This window comes from Nocardia sp. NPDC060249, assembly GCF_042728755.1.
Taxonomy (GTDB): domain Bacteria; phylum Actinomycetota; class Actinomycetes; order Mycobacteriales; family Mycobacteriaceae; genus Nocardia.
Genome location: NZ_JBHXAQ010000002.1, coordinates 1133630 through 1146687, shown reverse-complemented (window position 1 = coordinate 1146687; position 13058 = coordinate 1133630). Strand labels below are relative to the sequence as shown.

Annotated in this window: 2 protein-coding genes; one reads left to right on the top strand and one right to left on the bottom strand. The window is 69.3% G+C overall.

Annotation, left to right across the window (positions count from 1 at the left end; all coding sequences use genetic code 11):
- The first annotated feature begins 53 nt into the window (after window positions 1–53).
- Entirely contained in the window at window positions 54–12368 is a 12315-nt protein-coding gene (locus ACFWFP_RS12870; protein ID WP_379294912.1) for an SDR family NAD(P)-dependent oxidoreductase, read from the top strand.
- Here ACFWFP_RS12870 and ACFWFP_RS12865 read toward each other — a convergent pair.
- Window positions 12343–12975, bottom strand: a complete 633-nt coding sequence (locus ACFWFP_RS12865; RefSeq protein ID WP_379294911.1) for a TetR/AcrR family transcriptional regulator — start codon at window positions 12973–12975, stop codon at window positions 12343–12345. The genes ACFWFP_RS12870 and ACFWFP_RS12865 overlap by 26 nt on opposite strands.
- Window positions 12976–13058: the final 83 nt, after the last annotated feature.

The window sequence follows — 13058 nt, the reverse complement described above, 5'->3', positions numbered from 1 at the left end:
GCCCGCACCACCCGACCACCATTTCGCCCCACCCAGCCGTAAGGACACTCGCGATGGCCGACGAGAAGAAACTCCGCGAATACCTGAAGAAGGCGCTCACCGACGCGCGCGACGCACAATTGCAGGTGCGCGCCTTGCAGGCGAGCGCACACGAACCGATCGCCATCATCGGCATGGGTTGCCGTTTCCCGGGTGATGTCCGTACCCCCGAACAGCTGTGGGAGTTGGTGCGTGACGGTGTCGACGCAGTCGGGCCGATGCCGTCCGACCGTGGGTGGGATGTCGCGGGTCTCTACGATCCCGATCCGGACGCGCCCGGTAAGACCTATACCGTCGAGGGCGGATTCCTGCACGACGTAGCCGATTTCGATCCCGGCTTCTTCGGCATCAATCACCGCGAAGCCCTTGCGATGGATCCTCAGCAGCGGCTGCTGCTGGAAACTGCCCACGAGGCGATGGAACGCGCACAGCTGCTGCCTGCCGGCCTCGTCGGCGCGCCGGTCGGGGTGTACACCGGCCTGATCTACCACGACTACGCGAGCCGATTGCCGACGCTGCCCGACCAGGTGCAGGGCTACATCGGCAACGGCAACTCCGGCAGCGTCGCCTCCGGCCGCATCTCCTATACGTACGGATTCACCGGACCGGCCGTCACTGTCGACACCGCGTGTTCGTCATCGCTGGTCGCGATCGACATGGCGGTGAACGCACTGCGTTCGGGCGAATGCGCGATGGCGCTGGCCGGTGGTGTGTCGGTGATGTCGACACCGACCACGTTCGTGGAGTTCTCACAGCAGCGTGGGCTCGCCGCGGACGGCCGGTGCAAAGCATTCGCCGATGCCGCGGACGGCACCGGCTGGGCCGAGGGTGTCGGCATGCTGGCGTTGGCGACGCTGAGCACCGCGCGTGAACGGGGCTGGCCGGTGCGCGCGGTGATCCGCGGGGTCGCGGTGAACCAGGACGGGGCGTCGAACGGACTGACCGCACCCAGCGGACTCGCTCAGCAGCGGGTGATCACCGCCGCGCTGGCCGACGCGGGCCTGCGTCCGGACGAAGTGGACGCCGTGGAGGCGCACGGCACCGGGACAAAGCTCGGCGATCCGATCGAAGCCGAGGCGCTGCTCGCCACCTACGGCCGTGGCCGCTCGGCGGACCGGCCGCTGTGGCTCGGGTCGTTCAAGTCCAATATCGGTCACGCGCAAGCCGCCGCGGGTGTCGGCGGGATCATCAAGATGGTGATGGCGCTGGCCGAGGAGACGCTGCCGCGGACCCTGCACGTGGATGCGCCGAGCAGGCACGTGGACTGGGTGCCCGGCGCGGTGGAACTGCTTGTCGGGAACCGGCCGTGGCCGCGCGGTGCGCAGCCGCGCCGAGCCGGGGTGTCGTCTTTCGGGTTCAGCGGCACCAATGCGCATGTGGTGTTGGAGGAAGCGCCGATCGCCGAGACATCCGCGGCGGTCGAGACCGTGGTGTCGAGTGTGCCGGTGCTGCTCAGTGCCAAGTCCGCGTCGGCGCTGGCCGGTCAGGCGGCGGCGCTGCTGGAGTGGACCGAGTCGGGTGGCGATGCGTCGTCGGTGGCCGATCTGGCGGGTTCGCTCGGTCGTACTCGGACCGGGTACCAGCAGCGTGCGGTGCTGCGGGTGGAAACGCCGGCGGACTTGCGGGGGCAACTCGCGGCGCTGGCCGAGAACACCGAAGCCGCGGACGGTGTGACCCGTGGTGGCGTCGTCGCCGATGATCGCCTCGTCGCGCTGTTCACCGGGCAGGGGGCACAGACGTTGGGGATGGGCCGCGAACTCCGGGCCGAACCTGCGCGCTATCCGGCCTTCAGCGCGGCGTTCGACGACGCCGTCGCCGCGGTCGACGCGCACTTGACCACCCCGCTGCTCGACGTGCTGTGGGGCGAGGACCAGGGACTGCTGAACCGCACCGATTTCGCTCAGCCCGCTCTCTTCGTGTTCGAGGTCGCGCTGTATCGGCACCTGGAGTCGCTGGGCGTGCGCCCGGAGTTGCTCGTCGGGCATTCGGTCGGCGAGATTTCCGCTGCCCACGTGGCGGGTATTCTCGGCCTCGCCGACGCGGCGCGCATGGTGGTGGCGCGTGGTGCGGCCATGGCCCGTCTGCCCGAGGGCGGCGCGATGGTGGCGCTGGCCACGTCGGCAGAGCGTGTGCGCGAGCTGCTCACTGCCGGGGTGGACATCGCAGCGGTCAATGGCCCTGCGGCCGTGGTTGTTTCGGGTGTCGAGGCCGAATGCCTGGCGCTGGCCGAGCAATTGGCCGAGCAGGGTGTGCGCACGCGCAGGCTCGACGTCTCGCACGCGTTCCACTCCGCGCTCATGGCACCGATGCTCGCCGAATTCGCTGAGGTCGCGGCATCTTTGTCCTACGAGTCGGCGCAGACGCCGATCGTGTCAACGGTGACCGGCGCCCGTACCTCAGCGATGAGTACTCCCGAGTACTGGGTGGAGCAGGTCCGCGCGGCGGTGTTGTTCGGCGATGCTGTCGCCCATTGCATCGGTGACGGCGCTCGTACGTTCATCGAATGTGGTCCAGGTGGCGTGCTCAGCGGGCAGGTGCCCGCCATCGCCGAAGTGGAACTGCCCGACGGTTCTGTCGCGGCCGTGGCGACCTCGGTCCGTGACACGGCCGAGCCCGTCGCGCTGGACACCGCGCTGGACCGGCTGCTGGTACGTGGCGTCACGGTGGACTGGGGAGTCGTTGCGGGCGGGCGGATCGTGGAGCTCCCCACCTACCGGTTCGAACAGGTCCCCCTGTGGCTGACCGCGCCGGCCGGGCTCGACAGCCGGTCGATCGGCGCGGTGGGTGTGGAAGCGGCAAGGCATCCGCTGCTCGGCGGGCACATCACCGTGGCCGACTCGGATTCGACCGTCTTGACCGGGCGGATCGCGGTGGCCGATCAGCCGTGGCTGGCCGACCACGTGGTGCAGGGCCGAATCCTGTTGCCGGGCACCGCATTTGTCGAACTGGCACTGTTCGCCGCCCAGGGGGCCGGGTTCGCCTCGGTCGAGGAACTGCTGTGCGAGGCGCCGCTGGTCATCCCGGCGGACACGGCGGTGTGGGTGCAGGTGCAGGTGCGTGCGGCCGAGGCGGACGACAGTCGTGAGATCGCGATCTTCGCCAGGGTCGGAGCCGATGGCGACTGGACCAGGCATGCTGTCGGACGCATCGGCGCCGCGCTTGCTCCTGCCCCCGTCGCGACGCCTGTTCCCGGCGAGATTCTCGGCTCGGTGTCGGCGCTGTACGAGCGGCTGACCGAGCGGGGACTCGACTATGGTCCGGCGTTTCGCGGCCTGACCGCTGCCTGGCGCGACAGCGCCGATCCCGCGGTGGTCATCGCGGATGTGACACTGCCGGAGCCGGATGCGAACGCGGACTTCGGTATTCACCCGGCGCTGCTCGACGCCGCGCTGCACGCGCTCGGCCTCGCCACAGCGGAGCGGGCCGACGGTGACGGGCCCGCGTTGCCGTTCTCCTGGTCCGGCGTACGGCTGTACGCGGCGGGCGCGGCGGCGGTGCGAGTCCGCCTGGCACCGTCGAGCGGGGACGCGATCCGTCTCGATGCGTTCGATGTGACCGGTGCACCGGTTCTCACCGTGGAGTCGCTGGTTCTCCGTGCCGCTACCGCGACCACGGCGTCGGCGGCACCCCTCTACGAAACAACCTGGGTCCGTGCGGGTCACGCGCCGGAGCCGTCGGCCGAGATCACCACGATCGGCCTTGGGGCCGACACCGCGGACATGGCAGCATTTCTCGCTGGGCCGGTCACCGGGCGCATCCCGGTGCTGCTCGTGGACCCCACCGCTACCGATATCACCGCGACCCTCGCGCACCTGCTCGGCGAACTCAACGTCGGGCTTGTCGACGAAGGTGAGATCGCACCGATTCTCGTCGTCACCACCGGTGCCATCGCCACCGAACCCGGTGAGCTGCCCCACCCGTGTGCGGCCGCGATCTGGTCCGCGGTGCGCAGTGTGGCCGCCGAATTCCCCGGCCGAGTCCGGCTGATGGACCGCGCGAGCATCGACCTGCCTGCCACCGAATTGGCGCGATGGGCCGCGTCCGGCGAACCCGAACTCGCCGTGCGTCGCGGTCCCGACGGCTTTGTCGGCCTGCGGCCCCGATTGCGCAGGCAGGTGGCACCGCCGCTGACTCTGCCGAGCCATGACGAGTGGCGTCTGGCCGTCGGCACACCGGGCAGTGTCGACGGGCTCGTGGTCGACACCGAGACCTCGCGTGCGCCCGACCTGGGACCGGACCAAGTCCGCATCGCGGTGCGAGCGGCCGGCGTCAACTTCCGTGACGTCATGCTGACCCTCGGGTTGTATCCGGGCGCGGCGGGCGTCGGCGGCGAAGGCGCGGGCATCATCACCGAAATCGGTTCCGATGTTGTCGAATTCGCCGTCGGTGATCGGGTGATGGGCATCTTCGCCGATGCCTTCGCCGCGACCGCGGTCGCCGACCGCAGGATGATCACCCCGATCCCGGCCGGATGGACCTTCGCCCAGGGAGCGGCCGCACCGATCGCCTACGGCACCGCCTACTACGCGCTCTGCGATCTCGGCGGGTTGGGCGCCGGTGACCGCGTCCTCATCCACTCCGGTGCCGGTGGTGTCGGCACCGCCGCCGTGGCCCTCGCCACGCATCTGGGCGCGCAGGTGTATGCCACCGCATCGCCGGGCAAGTGGCCCGCGCTGCGGGCCGCAGGCCTGACCGAGGACCGCATCGCCAGCTCGAGAACAGTCGAATTCGCGGAGACCTTCAGCGGTGCTGGGGCTTTCGACATCGTGCTGAACTCACTGTCCGGTGACTTCATCGACGCCTCGGCAGGACTGCTCGGGGTGGGTGGACGGTTCCTGGAAATGGGTAAGTCCGACATCAGGGAAGGACTCGGCGACGCAGTCGAATACCTGGCATTCGATCTGCACGAAGCCGGAATGGAAAGAACCGCGAGCATACTCGCGGCCCTCGGCGACTTGTTCGCCACCGGCGCACTGGCCCCGCCCACTGTCACAGCCTGGGATATCCGGCAGGCGCGGTCGGCGTTGCGGTATATGCAGCAGGCCAAACATGTCGGCAAGGTGGTGCTGAGGGTGCCGGCGCCGATCGACCCGAGCGGCACCGCGCTGATCTCCGGCGGCACCGGCGCGGTCGGCGCGGTGATCGCCAAGCACCTCGCGAATACCCGCGCGGTATCGCACCTGCTGCTCGTCGGCAGGCGTGGCCTCGACGCGCCGGGCGCGGCGGAGCTGGTCGACAGCATCAGGGCCACCGGTACGACCGTGGACGTGCTCGCCGCTGATCTCACCGTGCCAGGCACGGCTGCCGAGGTCAGGTCCGTCGTCCCCGCCGCGCACCCGCTCACTGTGGTCGTGCACGCGGCGGGCGTGGCTGACGACGCGCTGCTGGCGGGCCAGACACCCGACCGCATCGCCGAGGTGATCGACACCAAGGTCGCCGCCGCGCACGCACTCGCCGAATGGGCGGGCGAGGCCGACAGATTCGTGCTGTTCTCGTCGGTGTCGGCGCTGTTCGGCACCGCCGGTCAGGCCAACTACGCGGCGGCCAACGGTGCGCTGGACGCACTGGCCGCGCGTTGGAGCGCGTCCGGTGTCCCTGTGCAGTCGGTCCAGTGGGGACTATGGGAGCTGCCGAGCGCGCTGACCGGTTCACTCACCAGGGCGGACTTCGCCAGGGTTCGACGCAGCGGCCTGCTGCCGTTGACCACCGAGCAAGGAGAGAGCCTGTTCGACGCGGCGCTGAATTCTTCGGCGGCTGCGGCGACCGCACTTCGCATCGACCTCGACAGCGTGCGCCGGGCCACCGAGACTCCGGCACTGCTACGCGATCTCGCCGGAGCGCGAGTCGGCCAGGCCGCGTCCGCGCTCGCGACGAGCGGACAATCATGGCGCGAGCGCCTGACCGCGCTACCGGTCGCGGAACGCACCGCCGCCGCGCTCACGATGGTCAGGGCAGAGGCGACCATCGTGCTCGGACTCACCGACCCCGACGACATCGCGCCCGAACGCGCGTTTCGCGAACTCGGAATCGATTCGCTGACCGCGGTCGAACTGCGTAACCGGCTGGCTACGGCGACCGGGCTCCGGCTGCCGACCACCTTGGTCTTCGACTACCCCAACCCGGCCGCGGTCGCGGAATTGCTGCTCGAACTCACCGGCGCCACCACCATTTCGGCAATCGGCACCACCGCTTCCGCGGTCGTGGACGCGCACGCGGACGATCCGATCGCCATCGTGTCGATGAGCTGCCGTTACCCCGGCGGCGCGGACTCGCCGGAAGCACTGTGGCAGCTGCTCACCGACGGTGTCGACGCGATCGGCCCGTTCCCGACCGACCGCGGCTGGGATCTGGGCTCGCTGTACGACCCCGATCCGGATCACCCTGGCACCAGCTACACCCGCAACGGCGGATTCCTCTACGACGTCGCGGAATTCGATCCCGCGTTCTTCGGGATCAGTCCGCGCGAGGCGCTGGCGATGGACCCGCAGCAGCGACTGCTGCTGGAGACAGCATGGGAGTGCTTCGAACGCACCGGGCTCAATGCCGACGAGATCGCCGCGCTGCGCGGCCGCAAGATCGGCGTGTTCGCCGGTGTCATCCATCAGGACTACATTTCCCGCCTCGGGACCGTGCCCGCCGCCGTCGAGGGTTACGTCGGCAACGGCACCACCGGCAGCGTCGCCTCGGGACGGGTCGCGTATGTCTTCGGGCTGGAGGGCCCGGCGGTCACCATCGACACCGCCTGCTCGTCGTCGCTGGTCGCACTGCATTTCGCCATCGCGGCGCTGCGCTCGGGTGAGTGCGAGTCGGCGCTGGTCGGCGGAGTCGCGGTGATGGCCTCACCCGGGATGTTCATCGACTTCTCGCGTCAGCGCGGGCTCGCACCGGACGGACGTTGCAAAGCGTTCGCCGACGAGGCCGACGGCACGGCCTGGGGTGAGGGCGCGGGCATGATCATGATCGAGCGTCTGTCCACGGCCGTGGCCGCCGGGCATCCGGTGCTGGCCCTGGTGCGTGGCACCGCCGTCAATTCCGACGGCGCGTCCAACGGACTCACCGCGCCGAGCGGGCCGTCACAACAGCGAGTCATCACGGCCGCTTTGCGCGATGCGGGCATCGGCGCGGCCGGTGTCGACGTCGTCGAGGCGCACGGCACCGGGACCGCACTGGGTGATCCGATCGAGGCGCAAGCGCTGCTGGCCACCTACGGCCAAGACCGGGGCGAGACCGGTGAACCGTTGCTGGTCGGCTCGATCAAGACCAATATCGGGCACACCCAGTCCGCCGCCGGCGTCGCGGGAATCATCAAGTCGGTGCTGAGCATGCGCCACGGGATCGTGCCGAAAACTCTGCACGCCGACAATCCCTCGCGCCATGTGGAGTGGGGCGCCGGTGAAGTGCGGATCGCGGCAGCGGCGGTGTCGTGGCCGACGGTGGATCGGCCGCGCCGTTGTGCGGTCTCCTCGTTCGGCATCAGCGGGACCAACGCCCACGTCATTCTCGAGCAGGCGCCCGCCGACTCGGCCGCGCCGGTATCCGAGCCGGTCGAAGCCACCGACCCGACTACCGCTGTGCCGCTGGTGTTCTCGGCGAAAACCGAGGTATCGCTGCGACGTGGCGCCGCACGCCTGCACGAATTCGTCACCGAGACCGCCGCGACGCCGACCTCGGTGGCACGTTCGCTGACGCTCGGGTCGACCGGCTACGAATTTCGCGGCGTCGTGGTCGCCGACGACATGGACAGCGCGGCAGTCGGATTCCAGGCTATCGCCGGGGCGAGCGATTCGCCCGGTGTGCCGGTGCGGCGGACCCGCAAGGGCGCGACCGCGTTCATGTTCACCGGACAGGGCTCCCAGCGTCCGGGTATGGCGGCGCAGTTGTACCGGAATTACCCGGTGTTCGCTGCCGCGTTCGATGAGGTATGTGCCGCGCTCGACCCCCATCTGGCACACCCGCTGGCCGAGGTGGTGTGGCGGGCCGGAGATTCGGATCTGTTGCACGACACGGGATTCACCCAGCCCGCATTGTTCGCGGTGGAGACCGCGATGTTTCGATTGGTCGAATCCTGGGGTCTGCGACCGGATTACCTCATCGGCCACTCCATCGGCGAACTGACAGCCGCGCATGTCGGCGGGGTGCTGTCGCTGGCGGACGCGGCGCGGATCGTCGCGGCGCGTGGTCGGCTGATCGCGGCGCTGCCGCCCGGCGGGGCAATGCTCGCGGTCGGCGCTTCGGAAGCGGCCGTGCGCGGCGAACTCGACGCGGTGTTCGCGTTGGACATCGCGGCCGTGAACGGCCCCGAATCGGTGGTGGTCTCCGGCCCGGTCGCGGCGATCGAGGAGTTCGGCTCGGTCATGGCTGCCCATGGTCACCGCACGAAGCGGCTGCCGGTCTCGCACGCGTTCCACTCCGCGCTGCTCGACCCGATGCTCGACGACTTCGCCGCCGTCCTGCGCCAGACGAATTTCGGCGAACCGCGGGTGCCGATCGTCTCGAACACCCTCGGCGCGATCGCCACCGCCGAGATGCTGACCGACCCGGGCTACTGGATCGAGCACGTGCGCGGCACGGTCCGATTCGCCGACGGTGTCGCTGCCCTGCGTGCGGCGGGCGTTGTCCGTCTCCTGGAACTAGGGCCCGACCCGGTGCTCACCGCAGCGGTGGCAGAGGCGGATCCCGACAGGGAATTGGTGGTCGCCTCGGTGCTGCGCCGCGGCCAGAACGAGCCGGAGACCGTCCTCACCGCTGTTGCGGCGATGTATGCCGATGGCGCGCACGTGGATTGGGCAGCGGTGGTGCCGACAGGGACGCGGATTTCGGTGCCTACCTACGCGTTCGCTCGCGAGCGGCACTGGCTGACGGCGTCCGGCGGCGGCCCGGCCGGCACCGGCTCGGTATCGCCAGGACATCCGCTGCTCGCCTCGGCGACCGCTCTGGCCGACGGTGACGGCCACCTGTTCACCGCCCGGCTTTCCATCGACCAGCAGGCTTGGGTAGGCGACCACGTCGTCATGGGTGCGATTATCGTGCCGGGTACCGCGCTGCTCGAACTGGGACTTCGAGTCGGGGCCGAAATCGGTTGCGAGGTAGTGGAAGAACTCACCCTCGAGGCACCACTGATCCTGCCCGCCGAAGGCGGTCGGATCGTGCAGGTGCGGGTAGCGGCCGCCGATGAAAGCGGTAGGCGCGCCATCTCGGTCCACTCTCGTGCGGAGGACGGTGACGGTCTCACGACGCCGTGGATGCGCCACGGCAGCGGCTTCCTCGCCGAGGACGATCAGATCGAGCCCGCGAGCGACTTCGACGCCTCGAGCTGGCCGCCCTCGGACGCGGTGCCGGTCGACCACACCGGGTTCTACGATGCGTTCGCCGCGACCGGTTTCCAGCTGGGCCCGCGCTTTCGCGGTATCACGGGTTGTTGGCGCGCGAGCGCGCCCGACGGAACGGATGTCGTCTACACCGAGATGAGTCTGCCCACCGACCTGCGCCACGAGGCCGCCGACTACGGGATCCACCCGGCACTGCTGGACAACGCACTGCAATCACTGGCGCTCAATGCCATCGATCGGGCCGCGCTGTCCGGCGAAGACCAGGCGATGCAGACACGAATGCCGTTCTCCTGGGGAGCGGTTCGCGCCTATCGCGCAGGTGCGGACACGCTGCGCGTACGCATCAGGATGATCGGCGATGACACGATGGCCATCGATGTCAGCGACGGCACCGCGATGCCGGTCGCCACCATCGGGCAGTTGGTCGCGCGGCCGGTCACGGCCGAGCAGATCGGTGCTGCTGCCGGTGGGGAGGACGCCCCGCTGTATCGCGTCGGATCCGTCCCGATCGGCGTGGACACGGCACCCCCCGCCGGCTACGAGGTGCTCGGCGGTCTCGACTCGCTGGCGTGGCTCGGCGGAATTCCGGACGGGGGGCCGCTGCGCGCCATCAGCCTCACCGAATTGGCGAGCACGGCCGAGACGGAAGACGTCGCCCCGGTGCTGTTCTCGCTGTCCGACGGTGCCGCCGCCGGTCTTGTCGCGTCGACGCTCACCGCGCTGCGGTGTCACCTCGACACACCCGCTGTTCCCGGGCGGGAACTCGTCGTGCTCGGTGACGGTACCGTCCCGGCACACGCGGCGGCGCTCGCGCTGGCCAGGACCGCCTCGACCGAGCATCCCGGGCGGGTGCGGATCGTCGATACCAACGGCACCGCCGAGGCCGGAGCCCGGATCGGCGACGCCTTGTCCGCGGCCGAATCCGACATCGTGCTCACCACGTCGGAGGTCCACGGACGAAGGCTGCTGGCGGTGAAACCGCCGGAGCCAGGGGAGTCCGCGATCGCCGAAAGACTCGCCGCGGGAACAGTTCTCATCACCGGCGGCACCGGCGCCCTGGCGACGGTGCTCGCCGGACATCTGGTGAACACCTACGGCACCCGCTCGCTGCTGCTGGTCAGCCGCAGCGGCACCGCCGGGCCCGATCTCGCCGACCTGATCGAACAGTGGCGTAGCGACGGAGTCGAGGTGCGGATCGCGGCCGCCGACGTGGCCGACGCGGGCGATCTCGCCGCGGCGCTGGCCAGCTTGCCCGCGTCGGTACCGGTGACCGCCGCGATCCACGCGGCGGGAGTACCAGGCGACGCGCTCGTCAGCGCGCTCGATCCCGAGCGGCTCGACACGGTGCTGCGCCCGAAGGTGGCGGGCGCACTCGCCCTCGACCGGCTGCTCGGTCCCGACGTCGCCATCGTTGTGTTCTCCTCGGCGGCCGCGGTTTTCGCCAATCCGGGCCAGGCCGGGTACGCGGCAGCCAACGCGTTCCTCGACGCGTTCGCCCGGCAGCGCGCGGACAAGGGGCGGCCGACACTGTCGATGGCGTGGGGCCAATGGGAACTCGACAGCACATTCACCGCCGAGCTGAGCACCACCGATCTCGACCGCATCCGCCGCGGCGGGGTCGTGCCCATCGACACTGCGACGGGTCTGGCCATGTTCGATTCGGCACTGGCACTCGGTGAGCCGAACGTCGCGCCGATCCTGCTCGACACCGCGGCGGTGCGATCGGCGCCGACGGGCATTCCGGTCCTGCTCTCGCAGCTGGTGCGGCCCGCCATCAAAAAGCTGCACGGTTCCGCCGCGGGTGGTCTGCGCATCAAACTGACTCGCACACCGGTGGACGAGCGTGCGGCCGCGGTGCTCGTGTTCGTGCGCGAGCAGGTAGCCGAGGTGCTCGGCCACACGGGAATCGAGGTGGTCGAGCCCGAAACACCTTTCCTGGAACTGGGTTTCGACTCGCTCACCGGCGTCGAACTGCGCAACCGACTGAACACGCTCACCGGACTCCAGTTGCCGACCACTGCGGTGTTCAACCATCCGACACCGGTGGCACTGGCCGCGAACCTGCTCTCGGCCATGGACCTCGGTGATTCGGTCGCCGGCGACGACGGTGGCGCCGCACCGGCGCCCTCGACCGCGAAATCGGCGGCCAACCCGGTGGTTTCGGTATTCCGCGCGCTCTGCGACCGGGATCGCTACATCCCGGCGACCCAACTGCTGATGCTCTCCGCGGAGCTGCGGGAGACCTTCGGTTACGCCGACCGCGCGCCGTCGCGACCGGTCACCTTGGCCACCGGGCCCGATCCGCGCAAACTGGTGTGTTTCCCGGCATTCAGCGCGGTCTCCGGGCCACACGAGTACGCGCGCCTCGCCACGGCGTTCCGGAACGAACGCGATGTCGTCGTGGTGCCGGCGCCTGGCTTCGTGGATGGCGAGAAGGTGCCGACCGACTACGACACCTTCATCCGCATGCAGGCCGAGAGTGTGCTCGGCGTCGTCGGCGACGGTCCGTTCCTGGTAGCGGGTCGATCAGCGGGCGGATGGATCGCGCACGGGGTGGTGTCGGTGCTCGAGGAGCAGGGGTATACACCCGACGGCCTCGTTCTGATCGACACCTACATCGACAATCACAATGGCACCGATCAGTTCCTGTCCTCGATGCTGCGCGGCATGCTCGCCCGCGACGGCCGCTTCGACCTCGACATCAGGGATACCTCACTCACCGCGATGGGCGTCTATCTCGAGCTGTTCGCGGACTGGGCGCCCGCCGATATCGCGACGCCGACCCTGCAGGTGCGGGCGACCGAGATCAACGAGGAGGCCAAGGACGACGTGAAGGGTCGCGACGACTGGGCGGCGACGTGGCCGCTGCCGCACGAGGTCATCGACGTGCCGGGCGACCACTTCACCATGCTGGAAGACCACTCCGAGACGACCGCGGCCGCCATCCGCACCTGGGTCGCGCGGATGGCGGGGGTCAGCGCGGGTCGAGACCCGCGCTGAGTCCGGCGGCGACGAAATCGGTCAGGCTGTCGATGCCGATCTCCGGATCGCCGTGCCAGGACTGGATCATCGTTTCGGCGGTCGCCGCGATCATCGCCGCGGTGACCGCCGGATCGGCGGGCAGGCGGGCACCGCGGCCTGCCAGCTCGGTGAGCCACGAGATCCATGGCTGCAACTGTTCGGCGCGGAAGGCTCGCATCTGTTCGGCGAAAGCCGAATTGGCGAGTGAGGCCTGCTCGATCGCGGCGAACACGTCGCGGTTGGCGGCGTAGGTATGCCAGAAGACAGCGACGTGGGTGCGGGTGGAGTCGTGGATGGACACCGTGCTGGTGTTCGCGGGCGGATCCGGCGGGCTGCTCGCGAACTCGTCGGCATCCGCGCCGATATCGACCGCGAGTGCGGCGAGCACTTCCTCTTTGCCCTCGAAGTGGTTGTAGAAGGAACCCGCGGCCCGCCCGGCCTCGCTGGTGATGTCGGTGATCTTGGTGTTCAGGTAGCCCTGACGTGCGAAGACGACTCGTGCCGCGGCCTTGAGATCGGCGGTCGTCTGCACCGCTTGCAGTTGCCGCTGCGTCAGTCGGCTCGTTGTGGCGTCGATGTTGATCACTCCTTGACAGTGTCCATGAGAAGCGTACTATCATGAAGTATAGTTCACTGAATGAAAATTCACCGAAATTCATCGAAATGGGG

What these genes read in the sequence shown, in the direction of transcription:
- ACFWFP_RS12870 (WP_379294912.1), top strand. Translation starts at nt 54, where the DNA reads ATGGCCGACGAGAAGAAACTCCGCGAATACCTGAAGAAGGCGCTCACC.